The sequence below is a fragment of the Flavobacterium hauense genome (genome assembly GCF_054457175.1).
The window spans coordinates 12,180-36,319 of record NZ_JBTKVX010000021.1; the positions used below are offsets into that span (position 1 = coordinate 12,180).

Consider the following 24,140-nt stretch of genomic DNA (forward strand, 5'->3'; position numbering starts at 1 on the left):
TGTTACAACATGTACACTCATAGTTTATGCTGTAATGTATTTACTGGAGTTAATTTCTAAGCAATTGAATTTTCATACTGTTACAATAGGGATATTTATTTATTTGATAAGCAGTTCACTTATTTTTGTTTCGGCTACTTCAATAGTGTCATTCAACCGGGAAATCAGTGATTTCATCTGGAATATAAACGCATTATTATTTGTTGTATATCAATTGTTAATTTTGTGGGAATGGAAACAGACTTTTTATCTCAAACCAACCAGACGGGCCTGATAGTTATAACCGGTATCTTCCTGATGTTCTTTATGGGAATGATACTTCTGTTATTCTTTCATTTTTCAAAGAAAAAAATAATTCAGAAAGAACTGGAAAAAAAGAACCTTGAGATTGAATACCAAAGAGACCTTATTTTGGCAACGCTTGAAGTTCAGGAAACCGAAAGGAAACGTATAGCCCAGGATCTTCACGACGATATAAGCTCTAAACTGAATATAGTATCGCTTAACAGCCATTTGCTTACTACACCTGATTTAACCGAAATGGAAACGGCCGATATTACCGGCAATATTATTAATCTTGTATCTAAGGCACTTGCTAATTCCAGAAGAATTGCCCACGATCTATTGCCTCCGGTGCTGGATAAGTTTGGGCTTCATGCCGGTCTTGAAGAACTTTGTTTTGATCTTAACAGCACTAAGTCTATTGAAGTTCATTACGAAAATAATGTAAAGTTTGATGATAAGGATAAAAACAGGCACCTGCATGTTTTTAGGATAATGCAGGAGCTGATGAACAATTCCATCAAACATGGTAAAGCAACTGTAATTTCAATTCTTATTGATCAGAAAGAAGGGAAGGTTACATGCAACTATTCGGATAATGGAAGAGGCTTTGACAGTAAGATGCTTAAAAATAAAAAGACTGGGCTTGGCATGAAAAATATTGAAAGCCGCATCATATTTCTTGAAGGCTCTATAAAAATTGAATCGGTAGTCAATAAGGGAGTTAACATAGTTTTTAATTTTTAGTTATGGAAAATATCAGGATCGCATTAGCAGATGATGAAGTTTTATTCAGAAAAGGAATCGCATTCTTACTGCAGCGAAAAAAAAATATTGATATAATTTTTGAAGCCTCTAATGGCGAAGAGCTCATTGCTTTTTTACGCGAAAACAGTAGTAACGGAAGTAACCCGGATATCATCATAATAGATCTTAAAATGCCTATCGTGAATGGGGTAGAGGCTACCAGGATAATTCATGAAGAATTCCCAGAGATAAAAATAATTGCGCTTACAAGCTATAATACAAAATCGTTTATAGCCAATATGATAGATGTAGGAGCGGCTTCTTATCTTGTGAAGAATACCACACCACAGGAATTGATGCTAACAATTAATGAAGTATATGCTAATGGCTTTTATTATAATGACGAAGTACTTCAGGTAATACATGAATACCTTATATCGCCAAAGAAAAAGGTAAAGAGCAGGTATCTTGATGAGCAGCTTACTAATCGTGAGATAGAAGTGCTGAAGCTTATATGTAAACAATTTAGTGGTGCAGAAATTGCCGAAAAATTGTTTTTGAGCACCAGGACAGTTGAAGGCCACAGGAACAACCTGTTGCGCAAAACAGAGTGCAAAAACATGATAGGGCTTATTATATATGCTATAAACAATGAGCATGTAACACTCGAGAGCTTATTAGAATAAAAAAAGAATCGCCCGAAAACTATTTCCGGACGATTCTGACCCAAATAAAACTAACTCAACTTATTTTTTATTCAATTTTCGTAAATATTCACGAGTCTTAATTCCACTTTCTTTAAGGTCGGTTTGTTTCCATCCCCCTTTAGATGAAGCTGATTTTTGAAGGACACTGCAGGTTTCATCTTTATCCGAAACGGACCATGTTACCCAGCTGATGCCTCTGGCTTCCATCCAGTCTATCCAATTTTGCCATTCAACCAGGTCTAGCGGGCCATCGCCGGTTGCTTCCATTCCTGCACATTCCGAAATAAATACAGGCAGTCCTTTTTGTAACGCTGCATCAGTGCGGTCGCGCAGCTCCTGTTTATGTGTAGCCGCATAAAAGTGTACGGTATACATCAGGTTGTCATATCCTTTTATAGGATCTGCAGCAGGCAGGTTAATGTCCTGGTCCCAGTGAGGACAACCTACCAATATAATATTGTCCGGATCGTTTTTACGTATAACTTTTATTACCGCTTCGCTATAGGCTTTTATATCGGCCCAGCTTTCGTCATCCGGTTCGTTGAATATCTCATAAATAACGTTTGGTTTGCTGCCGTATGTTTTTGACATTTCATCAAAAAAAGCTTTGGCTTCTTCGAGGTTTATATTGTGGCTGTGCCAGTCAATGATCACGTAGATGTCTTCTTTGATAGCACCATCTACTACAGCTTTTATCTTAGCCTTGGCATCTGCAGGGTTTTCTTTATAAGTTAAGCCTTTAGAGCCAACTTCAATTCCCATTGCAGCGCGTACAATATTTACATTCCAGTCGTCTTTTAGCCATTTTACGCTTTGTGGGTTATAAAATCGGGGCCAAAAGCTATGCCAGCCGTAGCTCATGCCACGAAGCATTACGTGTTTCCCGTTTTTATCTATCAGCTGGGTGCCTTTTACGCTAAGCTGTCCATGCTCTTTTACCTGGGAAAAGCCTGAAAAACCTATCAAAAAGGCTGCTATTGTTATTTTAAAGGACTGTGTCATTTTATTTTTGTTTTGTAAGACGCAGGGTAAGTATATCGTGAGCCGGAATTTCTGCTTTTAATGCTTTTTTTGTCGTGGCTGTACCTTTGTCTTTTTTATTCCAAAGGTTTTTAATAGTATATGTTGTACTGCCAAAAGAAGCGTCAAGCTTATTGATATCATCATATACCTTATGCAGGGCCCAGTTAAAATCTATCTTTTTAGTAATGGTACTTCTGTTAAGGAAAGCAATAGCCCAGTCACCATTAACTAATGGTTTTGCCCATACTTCCAATCCTGCATCTTCTGATATTTTAAAACCTTGTATCCCCAGTTTATCCTGGTTTATAGCAATTACGTCTTTATTGGTAAGTACTTCCAGTGTTTCTTTGTCCATGTTTCGAAGGTCGTTGCCTGCGATCAGTGGAGCTGCAATCATAGCCCACATTGTAAAATGTGCCCTGTCTTCTCCGGGAGTTAATTGTCCGTTACCTACTTCAAGCATGTCGGGGTCATTCCAGTGTCCCGGGCCTGCATACTGGCGAAGGTCTTTCTGCATGTCAAGTATCTGCATAACACCAAATGCCTTCCAGCTGCCATGATCTTTTATGCAATCAAAGCAGTTATAGATATCACCCGTAGTTCTCCATAGGTGGCCAACATTTTGTCCCCAATCCCATGGTTTGTCAGTACCCCATTCGCAAATGCTCAATACAATTGGGCGACCTGCTTTTTTAAGGCCTGCAGTAATGGTTTTATAAGCACCTTCAGCTTTGAGGCCTTCAGTGTTGCACCAATCATATTTAAGGTAATCAATACCCCATTCGGCATAGGTTAAAGCGTCCTGAAATTCATAACCACGGCTTCCGGGCCTTCCACCACAGGTTTGCGAACCTGCATCAGAGTAAACCCCAAGCTTTAATCCTTTACTGTGTACATAATCAGCCAGGGCTTTCATCCCTGAAGGGAATCGGGTAGGGTCGGGGTGAATAAAACCTTTTTCATCACGGTCACCATGCCAGCAATCGTCAATATTTATATAGGTGTAACCGGCGTCTTTCATGCCTGTTGTTACCATGGCATCTGCCATTTGTTTTATTAGATTTTCATCTACGTTACAGGCAAATTTGTTCCAGCTGTTCCAACCCATGGGAGGCGTCATTGCCAATCCCTGGTATTTTGTATAATCCTGCACGTAGTTGTTTCCCTGAGCGGTTGCCGCAGCTGCCCAGGCCATGCATAATAGTGAATAGAATAATTTTTTCATAGAATGTTTATTTGGCGTTTAAACAGAGTTTAATGTATGTAGATTTTTCTGTGTAATTGTTGCTTTTAAGGCTGAATCTAAAAACCTGATAACATGTTATGGATCATGTTTAATTAAAAAACATTCCCTGAAGTAACTTCAGGGAATGTTACACAAAAAACAATTTATAGTTATAAACTTAATCAGTAGTATAACCAATATTGTCAAAATAGTAGTTATGTTTTGCACCTGTAAATTCTTTGAAACTGATGTTTTGCAGTGCAGCAGGATTACCCAGTTGTGCCCATGTAAAACGTATCTCAGTCCATTCTGTAGATGTTGCAAACTGACGGGCAACATTGTCAACCCAGTCTCCGTTAAAAATAAGCTGTAACTTAGCGGCATCGTCTGAACGAACATAGAAGTGAATTCCTGTGTAAGGAGTAAGCTGGTCATTCCATGCCCAGTTCCCCTGGATATTACCCCATCCTTCTATTTCTTTTTTAATGAATGTTTTTCCCTGATACGCTTTTGATTGATCTGTAACGTATACATGGTTATTCCAATCTTCTATTGTCCATGGAGAATAAAAAGCATCATCATATATAGCTGTACCTACAGCCGTACCCCATTCAGTTGTACCTGAAATAGATTTAACAGCTACATTTTTGTACTGAGATCCGGGAGGCATTATCGCTACAATTTCTGTCAGTGTACTTGAAACTATTTGTGCTTCAACATCACCTACAAGTACGATAGGATCAAGGAAGAAGTTTCCGTAAATTGTAAACTGCTCGCCTTCTGCAGCATTAACCGGTTGGAAACTGCGTACTTCAGGAGCCGGAGGCGCTACAATAAAATGGTAAATAGCCGTTCCGTCAGAAGTAACAACCTTAAGTTCGTTGCTTGCGTTGTCGTAAGGCGTATTCTTGTCAATAGTAACAAATATTGCTGTATCAGTAATAAGTGTAGAATTAAAGTAGGTATCGGTATCGTTAAAGTATATTTTTTGAGTACCGGTAAATCCTTTACCCCTAATTATATACATATTGTTAGCATAGCCCTGTTCTACCAGTGAGTCATTATAAGCAAGGCTTACATTTTCTATGCTTGGCTGGCCACCTACTTTCGCATCGTCATCGCTGCACGAAGTCAGGCTGACAAATGCTGCAAATACTGCAAGTATGCTTAGCGTAATATTAATTTTTAAATTTTTCATGATGTTCAGATTATTTAAATTCATAAGGTACCGGAGCTTCTAATAATAATGGGTTTTTAACCACTTCATTATCAGGGTAAGGAAGGTAGAAATCTGCTTCACTTGGACTATAAAACTCCGGAGTAAACATGTTACCCCTGTTTTGTGCTGCCATTATTGCTGTTGCCTGAGCTCTTGGCAACCTGCCCAGATCAAACCAATAATCACCTTCAAAACATAGTTCTTTTCTTCTCTCAAGCATAATGTCATCCTGAGTAATACTTGTTACACTTGCCAGTCCGGCTCTGTTTCTTACTGCGTTGAAAGACTCCAGTGCTCCTCCGTCAGATGTACTTGCGCCGCCGGCAAGGGTAGCTTCGGCATGTATTAGCAACAAGTCTGCATAACGCATTATGTAAGTACAGTTTTGTGTCATGTTAGAACCATCAATAGTACCTGTTTCTGTACCATTAACAATACCAATACAATATTTTTTAATGGCTACACCAGATCCTTGTCCGCCGATTTGGTCGGCTGCAGGAACCGTAAATCCAATCTGAGAAGTTTTACCTCCATCAACAAGGACCTTCATATTTGGATACACAGCACCTGGGAACATTATAGTTTCATGTCTTCTAAGGTCTTCCGTTCCATATAGATCAATTACATCCTGAGAAGGTGCAAAAACGCCACCATAACTTGCGTTTGATGTTGTAAGTGCAGATGTGCTGATACCAAACTGTGTGCTACAGTTATTTCCTGAACCGTAGTTACCGTCATTTACCCATTGCAGTGAAAAGATTGACTCTTCATTATTGTTGTTAGGGTAGGTGAACAGGTCCCCAAAAGATTTACCTGGTAATTGCGGGCTTCCCAAAAGTTTGAATTCACCGCTGTTAATTACCTCTTCGGCCATTTGTTTGGCTCCCGTATAGTTTTTTGTATAAAGGTAAACTTTTGCCAACATAGACTTTGCCGAACCTTTTGAAACACGCATATTATTAATGTAAGCGTTACCTCGTGTTTTAGCATAAAGTCTTCCAATTGCAGCCTGATAATCTTTTTCGATTAATGTATATACGTCCTCAATCCTGTTTGTATTGAATTTCGGGGTGTTAACATAATCAAGACTGTTCTCGATGATTGGCACATTACCCCATAATCGTACAAGATAAAAATAGGCTGTAGCCCTCATAAAGTAGGCTTCTCCTATGGTATTTTGCAACACGTTATCGCTTACGCCGGGACCAACACGTTCTTCAAGAAAGTTAATGATAGCATTCGCCTGCTGAATATTGGCCCATAGAGATCTCCATCCCTGTACCAGTTCAGGATCACTGCCATTTATAGAGAAGTTACGCATTGCGTTTACGTCTGAAGAGTTGGTGTACATGTTACCCGAACCTACTTCAGCAATTGCGTAGAAGAATTTATTATGGAACTGGAACCATGTCCTTGCATACATTCCATTAGTAGCTGATGCTACCTGTGCGTCATTAGAATAATAGGAGTCAAGACTTATCTGATCCTGCGGTGGCCTGTTCGTAAACTCATCCGAACACGATGCAGTAACAAAACTAAATGCTGCAACAAGGCCCAGTAATTTATATCCGTTTAGAAATGTTCTTTTCATTTTTGTCAATTTTTAAAATTCTAAATTAATACCTACAGAAATTGTTCTTGGGCTTGGGTATCTTCCGTTGTCGATACCGCTAAGAAGTACATTTTGGTTAAATGAACCAATTTCAGGGTCATAGCCATCATATTTAGTAAAGGTAACAAGGTTTTGTACAGAACCATATAGTCTTACCCTGCTTATTTTTGACTTAGCAAGCATGTCTGATGGTAGTGAATAACCAAGCGTAAGATTTTGTATTCTCATGTACGAACCATCTTCTATATAACGTGTAGAAACATTTAAGTTAGGGTGGCTTGTACTGTTAACTGCTCTTGGTATATCAGTATTGGTATTTTCAGGAGTCCAGTAATTTTGTGTTCCCTGTAGTCCATTCTGGTATAATTGTGCATTTGCCATACCTGTTCTCTTAGTAAGGTTTAGTATATCATTTCCGTAAGAACCCTGTAAGAAAACAGACATATCCCAGTTTTTGTATTTAAAGTTGTTAGTAAAACCAAATGTGAATTTAGGGTGAGGGTTACCTATAGACGTTCTGTCTTTAGCATCAACTACACCATCACCGTTAACGTCTTTGTATTTTACGTCACCAAGTTGTGTTGCACCGGCTTCTAATGATCCGTTAACTGTACCAAATTGGTTTGGAGAGCTTGTAAGCTGCTCATTAGTCTGGAAAAGTCCTTCTGCAACATAACCATAGAACATACCTATTGGCGAGCCAACAGTTGTGTTAGTAACAACATAAGGCTGGTAGCCATTAAGGTTGATTTCTTGTACAAGCGGTAATCCGTCCTGTATTTCGTTCAGTCTGTTTTTGTAGTGAGAGAATACAAGGCTTGAATTATACTGGAAATCACCTGCACCTTTAGTGTTATAAGTTAAAGTGATATCATAACCCTGGTTTTGCATTTCACCCAGGTTTGAATATGGAGCATTGATACCTCCGTACTGTGCACCACCACCTGTTAGCATATCAGTTAAAGGTACCTGGAATAGGAAACCTTCAGAAACTTTTTTATACCAGTCAAAGCTTGCTCCAAATCTTGAATCGAATAAGGTAAAATCAATACCTACGTTTGTCTGGCGCATTGATTCCCATGTTGTATTAGGATTTGGCATATTGAATAATAAATAACCGGGACCTATTGCTGAGTTTTGTGGATTCAGGGTTCCTGTATAGGTATTATTCGGAATTTGCTGGTTACCGGTTTCACCATATCCAAATCTGAACTTGATGTTGTCTACATATTTACGGGTACTTTCCATGAAGTTTTCGTTAGAAAGTTTGTACCCTAATGCTACTGCAGGGAAATAACCCCATTGTGCATCTGCAGTTGGGTCAAACTTCGAAGACTGGTCACCCCTGTATGATGCAGAAATACTATACTTGTTGTCAAAGTCATAAAGTACGCGGCCAAAAACAGAGAATATAGATGCACTTCCTTCATATCCGGTTGTGGTCGTCAATTTAGGGTCTGCCAGGTTAATAGTATGCGGATCGTTAACTAAGAATCCCGTAGCATAAATTGATGTACCTTCCCAATGGCTGTCATTAGATTCAAGACCTCCTAAAACAGTAATATGGTGTTTTCCAAATGTATTGTCGTAAGTTAATAGGTTTTTAAGGTTGGTAGAATACCAGTTTTGATCTCTCTGATATAAATCAGCCGTTGCATTGGTTTGTACTCCCCAAAAATAGGTAGGCAGGAAGTCTTTTTGGTCTGTGAATTCGGTGTTTGCACCAAGTTCAAGCCTGTATTTAAGACCTTTTGCTATACTAGCTTCAGCATAGATATTTCCAAGGAAATTTTTTCTAACCAGTTTATTATCCCTAACCATAGCCTCAGCTACCGGGTTAAAATAGGTTGAATTCTGGTCACTATTTTGAGGACCTGCAAAGCTTCCGTCAGGATTTCTTACCGGTATGTCCGGCCCCTGTAGCAATGTATTGGTGATAAGTCCGCTAAAACTTTGGTTAACAGTAAGCTGCTCGTTTGTTATACCGGTATTAACGTTTGTACCTACTCTTAGCCAGTCTTTTAACTGAGAGTCAACATTCACACGGAAATTATATCTCTTATAGCCAGAGCCTAATACGATTCCTTCCTGATTTAGGAAACCTCCCGATATGTAATATGATGTTCCATCTTTAGCTCCTGAAAAAGATAACTGGTGGCTGCTTGATTGAGCAGTCCTGAAAACTTCATCCTGCCAGTCAGTACCTTCACCCAATAGTTCAGGATGCATAAATTCAGGACGGAATTGTGCAATATCGCCTCCATAAGTAAGATAAAGATCTTTTTGCCATTGTGCATACTCACGAAGGTTAAGTACATCCAGTTTTTTGTAAACAGACTGGATTGAAGTATATCCTTCATAGGTTAGTTTTCCATCGCCTTTTTTTCCTGATTTGGTTGTAATGATGATAACACCATTTGCTCCCCTTGAACCATAAATAGCCGTTGCAGAAGCATCCTTTAGGATGTCGATAGACTGGATATCACTAGGATTGATCATAGAAAGCGGGCTTACGGCATTGTTACCTGCACCACCACTTGAAGAGAAATCATTACCTGATATTGGTCTTCCACTCATTGATTTTCCTGTAGCATCTCCCGAAACCGGCACACCGTCAATAATATAAAGTGGCTCATTAGTACCTGATATTGAGGTTGTACCACGTACCCTGATTGATGCAGCACTACCCGGTTGCCCTGAGTTGTTGCTCACAGTTACACCCGCTGCTTTACCCTGAAGCATTTGGTCTACAGTAGTTTGCTTAAGATTTTCAATATCTTTTGTGCGTATTGATGATACAGCACTGTTAATATCATCTTTCTTTTGGGTACCGTATCCAATAACAACTACTTCATCAAGAATTTTAGCGTCTTCTTTTAGTGTTACGTTAAGTTGTTTTTTTCCTTTAACGGCTACTTCCTGAGAAGCATACCCAATAAAGCTGTAAACAAGTGTACCATCAGCAGGAACATCGATAGAATATTCACCATCAATGCTGGTAGATACGTTTGCTGTACCTCCTTTAACTGATACGTTTGCCCCGGGTATAGTCATTCCCGTAGGATCTTTTACTACACCTGTTACGATGTTTTGAGCCTGCAAGGAGCCCAGGGTACAAAATAGTAACATCATGAGGGACAAAGCCTTGCCCTTAGTGCACCATTTTGAAAAGTAATGTAAAGTGTTACCCATAATTAATTTGTGTTAGGTTAGTTACTGACTTTCTAATAAATAAACATTTTAATTTCGCTATCGGCAATATAAAGGTTCATTTATTGATAAAAACAAATTTATGGGAGATGTTAAGCGTTTGTTAATATTATTTTATCATTTAATGATAATATTTCCTCTAACGTTTGCGTAATTCGGATACTATAAAGTATGTGTTAAATTAATATTAGCGTTAAATATTTGATTGTCAGTAATTTGAAAGTTTATGGTATTCGCATTTTTTGGAAATCGCTAGTTGTATTTTTTAATCAAAAGCACTTTATAAAAAGCGTTTCATGCCATAAAACTCTTCACGATATTGACTTGGAGTGGTATTTTTTATGCTTTTGAATATGCGGTTAAAATTGGCGATATTATTAAATCCCGACTTAAATGCAATTTCTGAGATGCTCAGGTCTTTTTCTACAAGCCATCGTGCAGCATAGCCTACGCGAATATCATTAAGGTAATTTACAAATGTCTTGTTAGTGCGTTTTTTGATAAAACGGTTAAATGATACCGGGCTCATGCTTGCAATGTCAGACACATCATCAAGTGTAATTTTGTTAGAGAAGTTTTTCTGGATGTATTCATAAACCAGCTTCATCTTGTCATCGTCCTCGAAGGTGTCGTAATCTACAGTAAAGGTAGAGAGCAGGCGCTGATTTCGGGAATTGGCCATGTCGTGAAGTATCGATATTATTTCAAGGAAATAATCCATACCGTCGAGTCTTGATATCTTTACAATCCTGTCGGCCAGTTCCATTCCGGTTTTCTTTGAGAACAGTATACCGTGATTTGCCCTGTTAAACATATCCTTTATAGGCATCATTATGCGGCGTGCCAAAAGCGATTCGCTAAACAGGTCGTTGTGAAATTGTATAGTTATCTCATGAATTCCTTTGCTCTTGCATTTACTGAGCTCCCATCCATGATATAGATTGGGTCCTACTAATACAAGCTCTATATCATCAATTTCCTCGATATGGTCACCAACGATCCTTTTTACACCTTTTCCGTTTAGTATAAAGTTTATTTCATATTCAGGATGATAATGTATAGGGAAGTCAAATGTGTCTTTTAAACGGTCAAAAACAAGAAAACTGTCACCCTTAGTAAGTGGGGGAATTTCCCTGTGGAATTTTTGGTTGTCCATAACTCTTTTTTTATTTGCAATTATATGATATAATATTGATAAAATAATATTAACTTAAATTTATGACGAAATTTATCTTTGGCATTATCAAAAAACCGACTTTAAAATTGCGGTCTTGTAAATAATAAATAAAATTAATTGTGAATTTATCAAAGGGACTCATTCATAATTAAGCAGATATACAAATACATGAAAAATAAAATCATTCTAATGCTGGCTGTGTCACTTACGCTTTCCTGTAAAGGTGTATCGCAGACTGCTGCCGGCCCCATAGATAAAAAAGCTACTAAAGAAACCGTGGCATTGTATAAAAACCTGTTCAGGCTGAAAGAAAAAGGTTATATGTTCGGGCATCAGGATGCACTTGCCTATGGTGTAGAATGGCAGTATGAAAAAGGAAGAAGCGATGTTAAGGATGTAACAAGCGACTATCCTGCTGTCTACGGATGGGATTTGGGAAGGATTGAGAATAAATCTGATAAAGACCTTGATGGCGTTCCGTTTGATAAGATGCGTGAGTTTATTAAAGAGGTGTATGACAGAGGAGGTGTAAATACCTTTAGCTGGCACGTAAATAACCCGCTTAGTGGTAAAGATGCATGGGATAACCCGCAGGGAACTGTAGCATCGGTTCTGCCTGGTGGCTCACAGCATGAAAAGTTTAAAGGCTGGATGGACAATGCTGCTGAATTCCTGCTAACACTAAAAGGAAGTGATGGTAAAGCAGTGCCAATCCTGTTCCGTCCTTACCACGAATTTACAGGAGACTGGTTTTGGTGGTGTAAGAATACAACAAGCCCTGAGCAGTTTAAGGCTTTATGGAAATTTACCGTTGAATATTTCGAGGCAAAAGGACTGCATAATCTTATATATGTATATAATACATCTGATGCCAATGTAAAGACCGAGGCCGATTTTATGGAGTATTATCCCGGTGATGAATGGGTAGATGTTGTAAGTTTTGATATTTATCAGGGCGGCAACGGCGAAAAACAGGATAAGTTTGTAGCCGATACTCAAAGGCTGGTAACTATAATAGATAAAGTTGCTAATGAGCATAATAAGCTTTCTGCTATTGCAGAAACTGGTTATGAAGCTATTCCTTACAGTAAATGGTGGACAGAAACACTTACCAATGCAATAGGTGGCAAAAAAATATCATACGTACTGGTATGGAGAAACCACGGATGGAATGCGCACATGACGCCTCCAAAGATGCATTACTATGCTCCTTATCCAAAGAACGAATCGGCGGCTGATTTTATAGAATACTATAAAAAGAGTAATACGCTGTTTCAGAAAGATGTAACCAAATTCAAACTTTACAAATAAGGCTATAAGCCATTCTTTATATGAGATTAACAGCTATAGATTTAACGATAATTGCCCTTTATTTCATCATGATGATCATCATAGGTATCGTCATGAAAAACCGCGCCAAACGTAGTAAAGACAGCTACCTTATGGGTGGTAAAAAGCTTCCGTGGTACATGCTGGGACTTAGTGATGCCAGTGATATGTTCGATATCAGCGGAACTATGCTTCTGGTAAGCATGGCTTTTCTTTACGGATTCAAAAGTGTATGGATCCCATGGATGTGGCCGGTGTTCAACCAGGTATTTCTAATGGTTTTCCTTAGTAAATGGCTTAGGAGAAGTAATGCAACTACCGGTGCCGAATGGCTTGGTACGCGTTTTGGCCTTACCGATAAAGGCGTAAAGCAAAGTCACGCTATTGTGGTGGTATTTGCACTGATGCTTTGTATAGGTTACATGGCTTATGCTTTTGTAGGTGTGGGTGAGTTTTTAGAGATATTCATTCCGTATGAAAGCATAAAAGAGGTTGTTCCTTTCCTTGACCAAAACTTAACTCAGTATACTGTTGGGACTGATGCTTATGCAGCGGCTTTATATGATGCTAAACATACTACAGCACAGTTTTATGGTGTATGCATCTGCCTTGTGGCAACTTTTTACAGTATTGTAGGGGGTATGCACGGAATCGTACTTGCAGATTTCATCAAATACATGATTATGATTGTATGTTCCCTGTTTGTTGGAACAATAGCAATGATACACCTTGCAGATTCAGGGATAATCTTTACCGACAAGATGCCTTTAGGTTGGGATTCTCCATTCTTTGGTGCCGAACTGGGTCTTGACTGGCAAAACATACTTGCCGATGCGCAGGTAAAACTGGAAAAAGACGGTTATAAATTATTCTCTGCCGTAGTAGGTATGATGTTCTTTTCGGGTGTGCTGAAAAGCCTTGCCGGACCTGCACCTAACTACGATTGTCAAAAGATTTTAAGTACAAAATCACCGGAAGAAGCCAGCAAGATGAGTGGTTTCATTTCAATCATATTATTACCGATACGTTATTTCATGACAATGGGTCTTTGCATCTTGGGTGTGCTGTACTTTAAAGACCTTGCTCTTAACCATACCGCTGATGGCGTTAATTTTGAGAGTATCATGCCGGCGGTAATCAACAAGTACCTGCCTGTTGGGTTGGTGGGTCTTGTTTTGGCCGGATTCCTGGGAGCATTCATGAGTAATTTCTCAGGAACGCTTAATGCAGGCCAGGCTTATATAGTAAACGATATTTACCTTAAATATTTTAAACCGGATGCTGACAGAAAACAGATCATCAGTATGGGGTATCTGTCTGGAGCAGTAATGGTTGTTCTGGGTGTAGGCCTTGGTCTTTTTATTAAGGATGTGAACATGATATTCAATATCATCACGGCTGGTCTATATGGTGGGTTTGTATGTGCAAACGTACTTAAATGGTACTGGTGGCGCTTTAACGCCAGTGGCTTCTTCTGGGGAATGTTTGCCGGAATTTTAGCCAGCGCTATACCACCGGCTTTATCTGTAACAGGTGTAACGACCTATTTTGACGGTACACGAATGTTATACTATTTCCCTGTATTTATCATAATCCAACTTATTGCCTGTGTATTAGGTTCTTATGCAGCACCACCTACTGATGATGCTACATTAAAGAACTTCTACAAAACGGTAAGGCCTTGGGGCTTCTGGAAACCTGTTCGCGATGCGATTCAGGCGGAAGACCCAACGATTGAAAGAAATAAAAACTTTGGAGTGAATATGTTCAACGTAGGGATGGGTATAGCCGGGCAGATATTGTTAACGCTGCTGCCTATGTACTTTATCCTTTCTAAATGGACAGGATTTGGAGTAGTGCTTGCCCTGTTGGCAGTAATATTCATTGTGATGAGAAAGACCTGGTGGAACAGGCTGACAGATTTTTAAGAACGAAAGTAAAATTTAAAGAATATATTTGAAATGGGTAATTCAATTACTGATAATTCGATTGTAATATCAAATTATGATGCACTTGTAAAGAAGCATCAGCAGCTTATAGAAAAGAAAAATGAACCGGTAGCTGATGGCAATGGAGTGTATACACGCTATAAGAATCCGGTGGTTACACCGGCACATACTCCGCTTACCTGGAGGTACGACCTTAATGCTGTTACAAACCCGTATGGTATGGAGCGCATTGGTATGAATGCTGCTTTTAATGCCGGAGCTATTAAATGGAACGGCAAATATATTATGTGTGTGCGTGTTGAAGGAGTAGACAGAAAATCTTTTTTCGCTATTGCTGAAAGCCCTAACGGCATAGATAATTTTAAATTTTGGGACAAGCCATGTGTAATCCCTCAGCTTGAAGACCATGATACTAACGTATATGATATGAGGCTTACACTTCATGAAGACGGTTGGATCTATGGAATTTTCTGTACTGAGAGAAAAGACCCTAATGCACCGGCCGGAGATACAAGTGCTGCTATAGCTAATGCAGGTATCGTGCGTACCAAAGACCTTGTGAATTTTGAAAGGCTTCCTGATCTAATATCAAATACAGGACAGCAGCGCAATGTTGTTATTCACCCTGAATTTGTAAATGGTAAGTATGCATTATATACACGTCCGCAGGATGGTTTCATAGATGTTGGTAACGGAGGCGGTATAGGCCTTGGCTATATTGATAACATGGAAAACCCGGATGTAAAAGACGAACAGATCATTTTCGGGAAAGTATACCATACTATTTATGAACTTAAGAACGGACAGGGACCTGCTCCTATAAAAACTCCTAAAGGATGGCTTCATCTTGCTCACGGTGTGCGTAACACTGCAGCTGGCTTAAGATATACCCTTTATATGTTCATGACCGACCTGAATGATATCACTAAAGTGACACATGCGCCGGCAGGATACTTTATGGCTCCTGAGAACGAAGAAAGAGTAGGTGACGTGTCTAACGTTTTGTTCACTAATGGATGGATCGATGACGAAGATGGTACAGTATATATTTATTATGCATCATCTGATACACGTATGCATGTAGCTGTATCTTCAATTGACAAACTTGTAGATTATGTTGTGAATTCTCCTGAAGATACCTTTACATCGGCAGGATCGGTAAATACCATAATCAGCTTAGTAGATAATAACAGTAAGCTTTTATAATGGCAAACCTTAAGGCAGAAATGTACAATGAGCTGCTGTCCATTCTTGACTACTGGAGCAGCAATACCGTTGACAATAAAAATGGCGGTTTCATAGGTACCATTGACCACGCTGAAAATAAAGATTTTAATGCCGAAAAAGGCTCCGTACTAAATGCCCGTATTTTATGGGCATTTTCGGCTTCTTACCCTGTCACGAAAAATGACCTTCATTTTGAACTGGCAAAAAGGGCTTTTGAATATATATATGAAAATTTTTACGATTCGGTTAACCAAGGTATTTATTGGAGCATAAACGCTGATGGTACGCCAAAGGATACTAAAAACCAGATATATGCACTGGCTTTTGTAATCTACGGATTATCTGAATTTTATAACATCTCCAAAAATAACAGAGCCTTAGAACTGGCAAAAAAACTATACAGTTCAATAGAGCAGTACAGTTATGACCCTGTGAATAAAGGCTATTTTGAAGCCTTTACACAAGAATGGAGGCCTATTGACGATCTTCGTCTTAGTGACAAGGATGCCAACGAGAAAAAGACAATGAATACCCATCTTCATATAGTTGAAGGATATGCAAATCTTTACAGAGTATGGAAGGATGAAGGGCTTAAAGCTAAGATAGCTGAACTACTTCATACTATAAATGATCATTTTATGAATGCCGATACCGGCCACCTTCATCTTTTCTTTAATGAAGAATGGGTAGAGAAACCCGATGTTATTTCTTATGGTCATGATATTGAGGCCGCCTGGCTGTTGCTGTGGTGTGCTGAAATGATTGAAGATGGTGCTTTGGTAGAAATATATAAGAAACATGCCGTTATAATGGCCGATGCAACGATTGAAGGCCTTGATATCGATGGAGGACTGTGGTATGAATATAATCCATGTGAAAGGAAAATGATCGCCGAAAAGCATTGGTGGCCACAATCTGAGCTGTGGATAGGTATGGTCAATGCATGGGAGCTTACCGGTGATAAAAAATACTTTGATATTGCAAATGCCAATTGGCAGTTTGTAAAACAACATATTCTCGATACTAAAAATGGAGAATGGATATGGGGTGTAAATGCTGACTATTCTCCAATAGAAAAAGATAAAGCCGGTTTTTGGAAATGCCCATACCACAACTCACGTGCGTGCCTTGAGCTTATAAAAAGACTGCCGGGATAATTCGCTGATATTTGTGTAAATAGTATGCTTTTTTGACAAAAAAGCAGTAGCACGAAAACGATTGAAACAGTAATTTAACATTATGTTTAAATAGCATTTAATTGCTTTTTAAACATAATGATTTGTTTAGTTTCAGTAAGCTAAATAGTGCTGTGTTGGCACCAATAATCACCGGTAACAAATAGTGTTGCCGGTAAATTTGACAATTTACCAATGAAAAATAAGGTATTTATATTTAGCCTGGTATTCTCAATGCTGGCTGCCACAAGCTGCTCTTCAGATGACGGCTATACAGGAATGACAACAAATCCACCTGTAGAAGTAACTCCCGATGTGCTTAATGTGGCAAATGTACGTTCCTATATGGCCGATCCGGATGCGACACAGGAAACTGTAGCCTTGTTCTACAATTTAAAGAAACTTTCGAAAACACGTTATATGGTAGGGCAGCAGGATGCTTTTAATGGTTTCTTCAATGATGCCGCTGGTGATTCGGATATTAAAAAAGCTACGGGTAACGACCCGGGTATCCTGGGTTCTGACTTTATGTTCATTACCGATAAGCAAAATAACGAACAACCGGACAACTGGTTCTATCAGCAGGAAGTAAAGATAACTTCCGACGTAAAAGCTGCATATACTAAAGGTATGGTTAATATCTTTTGCTGGCATTTAAGGGAGCCGTACAATCAGGATACTTTTTATGCTTCGGATATAACAGACCCGTTACAAAAAGCAAATGCCTTTAAAAGCATATTGCCGGGAGGTGAGAATCACGACCTTTATAAATCAAAACTGGATAAGGTAGCAAAGGTTTTCAACGATCTTAAAGATACAAATGGAAAACTGATACCGGTAATCTTCAGGCCTTTTCATGAATTTGACGGAAACTGGTTCTGGTGGGGTGCGGCCTATTGCACTCCCGATGAATACAAGCAGGTGTGGAAGTTTACGGTTGAATACCTGCGTGACACTAAAAATGTGCACAATGTGTTGTATGCATTTTCTCCTGATAACAGCTATTCGACATCATCACAATATCTTAGCCGCTATCCGGGAGATACTTATGTAGATGTACTGGGTATGGATAACTATGGAGATTTTGCCAACGGAAGTGTTACAGGAATAAATACAGCCAATAATAAACTGAAGATGATATCCGACCTTGGTAAAGAAAAGGTAAAGATAGCTGCCATGACTGAGACCGGTTTCAGGGTGACAGCAACTACAAGCCCAATTGCAAATTTTTACACAAACAACATTTACAATGCAATGACTGCCAACAATGTTGAACTGGGCTTTGTAATGTTTTGGGCAAACAATAAGGACGGTTACTATGTACCGCCTGCAGGGCAGGCCGATACGCAGGACTTTAAGAACTTTACCTTGAAAGGAGAGTCGGTTCTTCAGAATACAATTCCAGAAATGTATGTACTGCCATCAAACTAGGTTCTTCCAAAAAACAATTATACTAATTTAAGTATTCCCCGGCCTTTAAAGCCGGGGTTTAGCATTAACTATGAAAAACATTTTAAAAACACTTTTATGTACGGCAATTGTACCTTTGACTTTGTCATGTACAGCCCAAAAACAAGAGCCACAACCCCTGATTACTGTAAAGGGAACTGAATTCTATAAAGGAGATAAGCCTTATCACTACATTGGTACAAACTACTGGTATGGAGCTCTATTGGCCAGTAAAGATGTTGGTGACCGCAAACGCCTTGCTGAAGAACTGGATCAATTAAAAGCGAATGGTATGGATAACCTTCGCATACTTGTAGGTGCCGAAGGCGGTACTCAGGATTTTACTGTTACTCCGGCTTTGCAGACCAAGCAGGGTGAATACAACCAAAACCTGCTTGACGGACTCGACTATCTGCTTAATGAGATGAATAAACGCGGCATGTATGCTGTGTTATACCTCAACAATAACTGGGAATGGAGTGGTGGTATGTCGCAGTATCTGGAGTGGAACGGAAAAGGCCCGCTGCCAAATCCAAACATTAAGCCGAATACCTGGCCTCAGTTTATGGAATATACAAAACAATTCCATAAGTGTGAACCTTGTATGGAAGCATTCAAAAACCACATTAAATATATACTGGGTCGCACAAATGCTTACTCTAAAAAGAAATATACCGAAGATACAACCATTATGGCCTGGCAGGTAGCCAATGAGCCCCGTGTATTTACAGCCGACAATGAAGAGGCTTTTACCAAATGGCTTAATGGTGTGGTAGACCTGATTGATACTTTGGACAAGAATCACCTGATTTGTACAGGTTCAGAAGGTAAGGCAGGTTCTGCTGATGATGCGGCAATTTTTGAGCGCACGCACAACAATCCAAAGATCGATTACCTTACTATGCATATATGGCCTAAGAACTGGAGCTGGTATGACCATACAAAAGCAAAGGAGACACTTCAGCCTACTATTGCTAAAACTATGGCTTATATAGATGAGCACATCGCGATTGCAAAACGATTGGGTAAACCTATTGTGCTGGAAGAGTTTGGCCTGCCAAGAGAAGGGGAGAGCCTTTCTAAACAAGCATTGACAGCCGACAGGGATGCTTTTTATAAAGCTATTTTTGAAAGACTGGAAACAAGCGTTAAGAACAAAGAAAGCTTTGCAGCTCTTAACTTCTGGGGCTATGGGGGCACCGGAAAAAACAATCCTGCCAATGGCAAATGGGCAAAAGGAGATGATTTCACTGCCGACCCACCACAAGAACCACAAGGACTTAATTCAGTTTTCAGTACAGATACATCTACACTGAAATTGATAAAAGAATACAATAAAAAGATTAAATAATAAGAGAGCCGAAAGGCTCTTTTTTATTGTCTCGATTTACAATAGAATTTTTATTGATGTACCTTTGCTCTTCAAAATAACTAAAAAATGAAAAAAATAGTATTATTCCTTTTGGTGTCTTTTAGCACGCTTACTGTTGTTGCACAAAAGGCAGTAACTTTTAAAGTGGCTTATAAACCCAATAAGGTTTATGTCCAGAACATTAGCCAGAATGCTAAAACAGAGATCACGTATAAAGCGTCTGATGATATTTTAGAGATGCTACAAGCGCAGGGAGTTACCAACCCTACCGTTACTGAAAACAAATCGACAACAAAATGTGTTGTTACTACCGGAAAACTTACCGGAACAGAAATTCCGCTTAACATGAAAGTTTCTTTGGACAGTGGCACTGAACAGAAGATAATACCCGACAATACTATGATCTATGGCAAGGTTAAGCAGGATGGCATGCCGGTATTTGATTCTATACAGGCTCCCGGTATGGATGTAGCGATTAAAGAAATATTCATGAAGACCATGCAGGCTACAGTGTCGCAAATTGTAGTTCCTGAAAAGAAGGTAAAGGTGGGAGAAACTTTTACAATCACGCTTCCGTTAAGTATTCCAATCGGTGCTGAATCAATGACAATCAACGATGTTGCCACCTATAAGCTTCTGAAAGTTGAAGGTGTTAAAGCTTATTTTGATGTTAGCCATACCTACACCATTAATAGTGAAGTTAGCGGACAAAAAATACAGGGTACAGGTTTTGGTACCGGAAAAACAACCCACGATCTTAGTAATGACTTTGTACTGCAGCAGGATCTAAAAATGAAGCTTGAAATGGGATTTGATACTAATGGCATAACAATGGTTATAAAATCAGATTCAGATTTATCCCTGAACTGCCTTATATCGGCTAATAAGTAAACGAATAAGTTATAACAAAAAACACCGCTCATTGAGCGGTGTTTTTTGTTATATAAAGTTCGGATTATTTTAATTCAAACTCCGTTTCCTGAACGTTGTCAGAGCTTGTCCCTGTGAATATTTTAAATGTTCCCGGTTCTACAAGGTATTCTCCTTGGTTGTTATAGAATCCTAATTCAGCATCTGTAAGGGTAAAGGTCACAGTTTTAGTTTCGCCTTTTTTAAGCGATATCAGTTCAAAGGCTTTAAGTTCTTTTACAGGGCGTGACAGGCTTCCTGCAATATCCCTTATATAAAGCTGTGCTACTTCTTTACCGTCATAGTTTCCGGTATTTGTAATATCTACCGATACTTTTACAGCTTCTCCTTTAGCATAGTTTTTCTTATCTAATTTTGGAGCACTGTATTTAAAAGTCGTGTAGCTAAGCCCGTGTCCAAATGCGAACTGAGGTGTTTTCTCAACATCAGAGTAGTGCGACCAGAATACGTTATTATCGCTGTTTGTTGGCCTTCCTGTACTGTGCTGGTTGTAATAGATGGGTACTTGCCCAACATTGCGTGGGAAACTCATAGGCAGTTTACCACTTGGGTTGTAGTCACCATACAATACCTGTGCAACTGCATTACCGGTTTCGGTACCCAGGTGCCATGCTTCAACGATTGTAGGGATATGTTCCGCTGCCCATGGTAAAGCCAGAGGACGACCATTATTAAGCACTAATACTACATTTTGATTCACTTTATAAATTTCCTCAAGCAGTTCCTGCTGAAGTCCCGGCAGGTCAAGATTGGTGCGGCTGCGGCCTTCACCACTCTGGAAACCGTGCTCACCTAGAACCATAACTACTACATCTGCCGATGCTGCTGCTTTTTTGGCTGCATCAAAGCCACTTCTGTCTGTTGTATTGAATACAACTTCATCCAAAAATGTTGTTTTTCCTACTGTCAGGTCGGCACCTTTTTCAAAAGTCAGTGTATTGCCTTTGTACTGCTGCATTCCTTCAAGTACCGATACGGCTGTGTTATCATCAGAGGCTATCCTCCAGCTGCCCAGCGGACTGTTCTTGTCGTTTGCCAGTGCTCCTATAATTGCTATTTTTTGTCCGTTTTTCTTAAGCGGAAGAAGGTTTTTCTCGTTTTTTAAAAGTACGATCGATTTTTTAGCCATATCAAGTACAGCTTCATGATTCGCTTTGCTGTTGATGACTTCTTTTTCTCTTTTTGGGTTGCAGTAGCGGTATGGGTCATCAAACAGTCCCAGCTCATATTTAACCCTAAGGATTCTTTTTACAGCATCGTCTACAAGTTTAATGTCTACTTTACCGTCATTTACAAGCTTAACCAGTTCGGCAACATATAAATGCGATTCCATATCCATGTCAGCGCCTGCCTGAACAGCTTTAAGAGTAGCCTCTGCACCATCTTTAGCATAACCATGGGCAATCATTTCGCGAACAGATGCCCAGTCGGTAATTACAAAACCGTCAAAACCCCATTTGCCTTTTAGGATATCTCTTTGCAGAAAACTGTTTCCTGTTGCCGGAACTCCATTAAGGATATTAAATGAATTCATGAAGGTACGCACACCAGCATCTTTAGCTGCTTTAAACGGAGGTAGCACAGTATTGTATAATGTAGCATTACCAATGTCTACTGTATTGTAATCCCTGCCTGATTCGGAAAAACCATAACCCGCAAAGTGTTTTGCACAGGCAGCTATGGTATTTGGCGCTGAAAGATCATCGCCCTGAAAGCCCTTAACTCGTGCTGTGGCAACTTTACTTCCTAAGAAAGGGTCTTCACCGGCACCCTCCATAACGCGGCCCCAACGGGCATCACGGCTTATGTCTACGTTTGGACCGAATGTCCAGTTAATACCAGAAGCAGAAGCTTCATCGGCAGCAACCTGAGCCGATTTTTTGATAGCTTCCATATCCCAGCTTGCAGCTTCGGCAAGGGGAATAGGGCTAAGGGTTTTGTATCCGTGTATAACGTCAAACCCAATGATAAGCGGTATGCCAAGACGGGTTTCTTCAACAGCTATCTTTTGTACGGCGCGTACCTGATCAACACCACGTACCGTAAGCATTGAGCCTACCCATCCTTTACGCAGGTGCTCATATTTTGTTGCAGCATTCCCTTCTTTAGGTGAAGGTCCTGTCACATCCCAGAATCCGTTGTATTGATTCATCTGGCCCACTTTTTCTTCAAGTGTCATTTTGGCCAGCAATTTGTCTACTTTTTGCTCAATTTCCTGTTTTGTGTCCATGGTTTTCTTTTTCTGTGCCTGTGCTGTACCAAGGGTAAACAGCGCCAGCAACAGCAGGGTTTGTGTTTGTTTCATCTATATGTGTCTTGTTGGGAAGATACTACTTCCCATAAGGTTAATTCTTCAAAAGGGTCTTTAAATAGGGAGCCAGTTGCGAAGCCATAAGTTTATCATCTTCAATTTCCGGGTGATAGCCACAGCCATGTGGTATTACCTCCTTATAAATAAATACAGTAACCGGTTTATGTCCTTTTTCACTGTTAATTGCATCTTTTATCCTGTTAAGGCATTTGGCATAGGTTTTACTTTTTTCGCCTTTTACCATTGGGCTGTCCAGCAATACGATCTGGGTATTTGGCGAATGTTTGTATACCGTTTTAATAAAGCTGATGTAATTAGCAACATATTTCTCTTCGTTAAAAGGCAGTCTGGGTTTTTTGCCATCTCCTTCAGAAAAATCGTTTGTGCCCAAAGCTATGCAGGTAATATCCGGATTGAATCCGAACGTGTAGGGTTTTGAATTGTCTTTGTTCAGGTACAGGTTCTCGTAAACATCAGGCATTATGGCTTCATCGATATGCTCATCGTTCCAGTTTCTGTATATCCCGATACCGGAAACGGAACTCAGTAAAAAATCTGTGCCAAGCGCTCTTGCTGTAATAGGGGCATAAGAATAATATCCATTATGCTGGTCATACCATTCGCCTTTGCCGCAAGGTATTGCAATAGTATCATTGCCCATACCGCAAGTAATAGAATCGCCAATAAATTCGATCTTTTTCTTAACCGTTTTTTTGGCATTAAACAAGTTACCTTCAGCCGATGTAAAAATGACATTGCCGTTAGCAGCTTCAGTCGCTTTATAAATGTTGACAATATGTTTTCCGTTTGTAGCAGCTTTTACAGGAATAGCGTTGTCAGAGGTTTGAATCTGCTGCCTGCCAATATATTTTCCGTCTACTTCAATAACTATGTAGTTGTGATGATCCTGTGCTTTTACATGTATAGTACACTCAGTACCCGTAAACCCGAAAGTTACAGATGCTGCTGATCCAATCAGGACTATACTGTTGTCCTTCAGTGTTTCAACACGTCCACTGGTACTAAATATGCTTTTATCCTTTGCCGGAATATTTGCGGTACCAGTGCATGATAAAAGAAAAGTGGTAAAAAATAATATGAATTTTTGCTCAATGCGCATAACTGACAGATTTATAAGTCGTAAAAATAGGTAATTATCTATTTTTAGAGTTGTACTAAAATGTCAAATGCATATA

17 protein-coding genes are annotated in these 24,140 nt (G+C 39.4%); 9 read left to right on the plus strand and 8 right to left on the minus strand.

The window, feature by feature from the left end:
* Positions 1-231: 231 nt before the first annotated feature.
* Positions 232-1,029: a sensor histidine kinase gene (locus tag ACX0HA_RS14460; RefSeq protein ID WP_458846010.1), complete on the plus strand. Its 798-nt coding sequence runs from the start codon at positions 232-234 to the stop codon at positions 1,027-1,029.
* Between the two features lie 2 nt (positions 1,030-1,031).
* On the plus strand, positions 1,032-1,715 hold the full coding sequence (locus tag ACX0HA_RS14465; RefSeq protein WP_458846011.1) for a response regulator transcription factor: 684 nt from the start codon (positions 1,032-1,034) through the stop codon (positions 1,713-1,715).
* A gap of 60 nt (positions 1,716-1,775) precedes the next feature.
* Here ACX0HA_RS14465 and ACX0HA_RS14470 read toward each other — a convergent pair whose 3' ends face one another.
* The 6 genes from ACX0HA_RS14470 to ACX0HA_RS14495 form a co-directional block, all read right to left on the minus strand.
* Positions 1,776-2,738 carry a glycoside hydrolase family 5 protein gene (locus ACX0HA_RS14470; RefSeq protein ID WP_458846012.1) on the minus strand — a complete coding sequence of 321 codons (963 nt, stop codon included), beginning with the start codon at positions 2,736-2,738 and terminating at the stop codon, positions 1,776-1,778.
* A 1-nt stretch (position 2,739) separates the two neighbouring features.
* Positions 2,740-3,984 (minus strand): glycoside hydrolase family 27 protein, encoded by a 1,245-nt coding sequence (locus tag ACX0HA_RS14475; protein ID WP_458846013.1) that lies wholly within the window; start codon positions 3,982-3,984, stop codon positions 2,740-2,742.
* 178 nt (positions 3,985-4,162) lie between these two features.
* Positions 4,163-5,182, minus strand: coding sequence for an IPT/TIG domain-containing protein (locus tag ACX0HA_RS14480; RefSeq protein WP_458846014.1), 1,020 nt, complete (start codon positions 5,180-5,182; stop codon positions 4,163-4,165).
* A gap of 10 nt (positions 5,183-5,192) precedes the next feature.
* Entirely contained in the window at positions 5,193-6,794 is a 1,602-nt protein-coding gene (locus ACX0HA_RS14485; RefSeq protein ID WP_458846015.1) for a RagB/SusD family nutrient uptake outer membrane protein, read from the minus strand.
* A gap of 12 nt (positions 6,795-6,806) precedes the next feature.
* On the minus strand, positions 6,807-9,947 hold the full coding sequence (locus ACX0HA_RS14490; RefSeq protein ID WP_458846016.1) for a SusC/RagA family TonB-linked outer membrane protein: 3,141 nt from the start codon (positions 9,945-9,947) through the stop codon (positions 6,807-6,809).
* A gap of 358 nt (positions 9,948-10,305) precedes the next feature.
* Positions 10,306-11,181, minus strand: a complete 876-nt coding sequence (locus tag ACX0HA_RS14495; RefSeq protein WP_458846017.1) for an AraC family transcriptional regulator — start codon at positions 11,179-11,181, stop codon at positions 10,306-10,308.
* A 189-nt stretch (positions 11,182-11,370) separates the two neighbouring features.
* On the opposite strand from ACX0HA_RS14495, the gene ACX0HA_RS14500 reads away from it, so the two are divergent.
* From ACX0HA_RS14500 to ACX0HA_RS14530, 7 genes are all read left to right on the plus strand, one after another.
* Positions 11,371-12,513 (plus strand): glycoside hydrolase family 26 protein, encoded by a 1,143-nt coding sequence (locus tag ACX0HA_RS14500; RefSeq protein ID WP_458846018.1) that lies wholly within the window; start codon positions 11,371-11,373, stop codon positions 12,511-12,513.
* A gap of 20 nt (positions 12,514-12,533) precedes the next feature.
* Positions 12,534-14,459, plus strand: coding sequence for a sodium:solute symporter family protein (locus tag ACX0HA_RS14505; protein ID WP_458846019.1), 1,926 nt, complete (start codon positions 12,534-12,536; stop codon positions 14,457-14,459).
* A gap of 33 nt (positions 14,460-14,492) precedes the next feature.
* Positions 14,493-15,686 (plus strand): glycoside hydrolase family 130 protein, encoded by a 1,194-nt coding sequence (locus ACX0HA_RS14510; RefSeq protein ID WP_458846020.1) that lies wholly within the window; start codon positions 14,493-14,495, stop codon positions 15,684-15,686.
* Positions 15,686-16,864: an AGE family epimerase/isomerase gene (locus ACX0HA_RS14515; RefSeq protein ID WP_458846021.1), complete on the plus strand. Its 1,179-nt coding sequence runs from the start codon at positions 15,686-15,688 to the stop codon at positions 16,862-16,864. Before ACX0HA_RS14510 ends, ACX0HA_RS14515 begins: the two co-directional genes overlap by 1 nt.
* Positions 16,865-17,077: 213 nt before the next feature.
* Positions 17,078-18,313 carry a glycoside hydrolase family 26 protein gene (locus ACX0HA_RS14520; protein ID WP_458846022.1) on the plus strand — a complete coding sequence of 412 codons (1,236 nt, stop codon included), beginning with the start codon at positions 17,078-17,080 and terminating at the stop codon, positions 18,311-18,313.
* Between the two features lie 70 nt (positions 18,314-18,383).
* Positions 18,384-19,682, plus strand: a complete 1,299-nt coding sequence (locus ACX0HA_RS14525) for a glycoside hydrolase 5 family protein (RefSeq protein WP_458846023.1) — start codon at positions 18,384-18,386, stop codon at positions 19,680-19,682.
* A gap of 87 nt (positions 19,683-19,769) precedes the next feature.
* Positions 19,770-20,594, plus strand: coding sequence for a hypothetical protein (locus ACX0HA_RS14530; RefSeq protein ID WP_458846024.1), 825 nt, complete (start codon positions 19,770-19,772; stop codon positions 20,592-20,594).
* Between the two features lie 64 nt (positions 20,595-20,658).
* Here ACX0HA_RS14530 and bglX read toward each other — a convergent pair whose 3' ends face one another.
* Both bglX and ACX0HA_RS14540 read right to left on the minus strand, forming a co-directional pair.
* Positions 20,659-22,938 (minus strand): beta-glucosidase BglX, encoded by a 2,280-nt coding sequence (gene bglX, locus ACX0HA_RS14535; protein ID WP_458846025.1) that lies wholly within the window; start codon positions 22,936-22,938, stop codon positions 20,659-20,661.
* 40 nt (positions 22,939-22,978) lie between these two features.
* Positions 22,979-24,064 (minus strand): SGNH/GDSL hydrolase family protein, encoded by a 1,086-nt coding sequence (locus ACX0HA_RS14540; protein WP_458846026.1) that lies wholly within the window; start codon positions 24,062-24,064, stop codon positions 22,979-22,981.
* Positions 24,065-24,140 lie beyond the last annotated feature (76 nt).

What these genes read in the sequence shown, in the direction of transcription:
- ACX0HA_RS14460 (WP_458846010.1), top strand. Translation starts at nt 232, where the DNA reads ATGGAAACAGACTTTTTATCTCAAACCAACCAGACGGGCCTGATAGTT.
- ACX0HA_RS14465 (WP_458846011.1), top strand. Translation starts at nt 1,032, where the DNA reads ATGGAAAATATCAGGATCGCATTAGCAGATGATGAAGTTTTATTCAGA.
- ACX0HA_RS14470 (WP_458846012.1), bottom strand. Translation starts at nt 2,738, where the DNA reads ATGACACAGTCCTTTAAAATAACAATAGCAGCCTTTTTGATAGGTTTT.
- ACX0HA_RS14475 (WP_458846013.1), bottom strand. Translation starts at nt 3,984, where the DNA reads ATGAAAAAATTATTCTATTCACTATTATGCATGGCCTGGGCAGCTGCG.
- ACX0HA_RS14480 (WP_458846014.1), bottom strand. Translation starts at nt 5,182, where the DNA reads ATGAAAAATTTAAAAATTAATATTACGCTAAGCATACTTGCAGTATTT.
- ACX0HA_RS14485 (WP_458846015.1), bottom strand. Translation starts at nt 6,794, where the DNA reads ATGAAAAGAACATTTCTAAACGGATATAAATTACTGGGCCTTGTTGCA.
- ACX0HA_RS14490 (WP_458846016.1), bottom strand. Translation starts at nt 9,947, where the DNA reads ATGATGTTACTATTTTGTACCCTGGGCTCCTTGCAGGCTCAAAACATC.
- ACX0HA_RS14495 (WP_458846017.1), bottom strand. Translation starts at nt 11,181, where the DNA reads ATGGACAACCAAAAATTCCACAGGGAAATTCCCCCACTTACTAAGGGT.
- ACX0HA_RS14500 (WP_458846018.1), top strand. Translation starts at nt 11,371, where the DNA reads ATGAAAAATAAAATCATTCTAATGCTGGCTGTGTCACTTACGCTTTCC.
- ACX0HA_RS14505 (WP_458846019.1), top strand. Translation starts at nt 12,534, where the DNA reads ATGAGATTAACAGCTATAGATTTAACGATAATTGCCCTTTATTTCATC.
- ACX0HA_RS14510 (WP_458846020.1), top strand. Translation starts at nt 14,493, where the DNA reads ATGGGTAATTCAATTACTGATAATTCGATTGTAATATCAAATTATGAT.
- ACX0HA_RS14515 (WP_458846021.1), top strand. Translation starts at nt 15,686, where the DNA reads ATGGCAAACCTTAAGGCAGAAATGTACAATGAGCTGCTGTCCATTCTT.
- ACX0HA_RS14520 (WP_458846022.1), top strand. Translation starts at nt 17,078, where the DNA reads ATGAAAAATAAGGTATTTATATTTAGCCTGGTATTCTCAATGCTGGCT.
- ACX0HA_RS14525 (WP_458846023.1), top strand. Translation starts at nt 18,384, where the DNA reads ATGAAAAACATTTTAAAAACACTTTTATGTACGGCAATTGTACCTTTG.
- ACX0HA_RS14530 (WP_458846024.1), top strand. Translation starts at nt 19,770, where the DNA reads ATGAAAAAAATAGTATTATTCCTTTTGGTGTCTTTTAGCACGCTTACT.
- bglX (WP_458846025.1), bottom strand. Translation starts at nt 22,938, where the DNA reads ATGAAACAAACACAAACCCTGCTGTTGCTGGCGCTGTTTACCCTTGGT.
- ACX0HA_RS14540 (WP_458846026.1), bottom strand. Translation starts at nt 24,064, where the DNA reads ATGCGCATTGAGCAAAAATTCATATTATTTTTTACCACTTTTCTTTTA.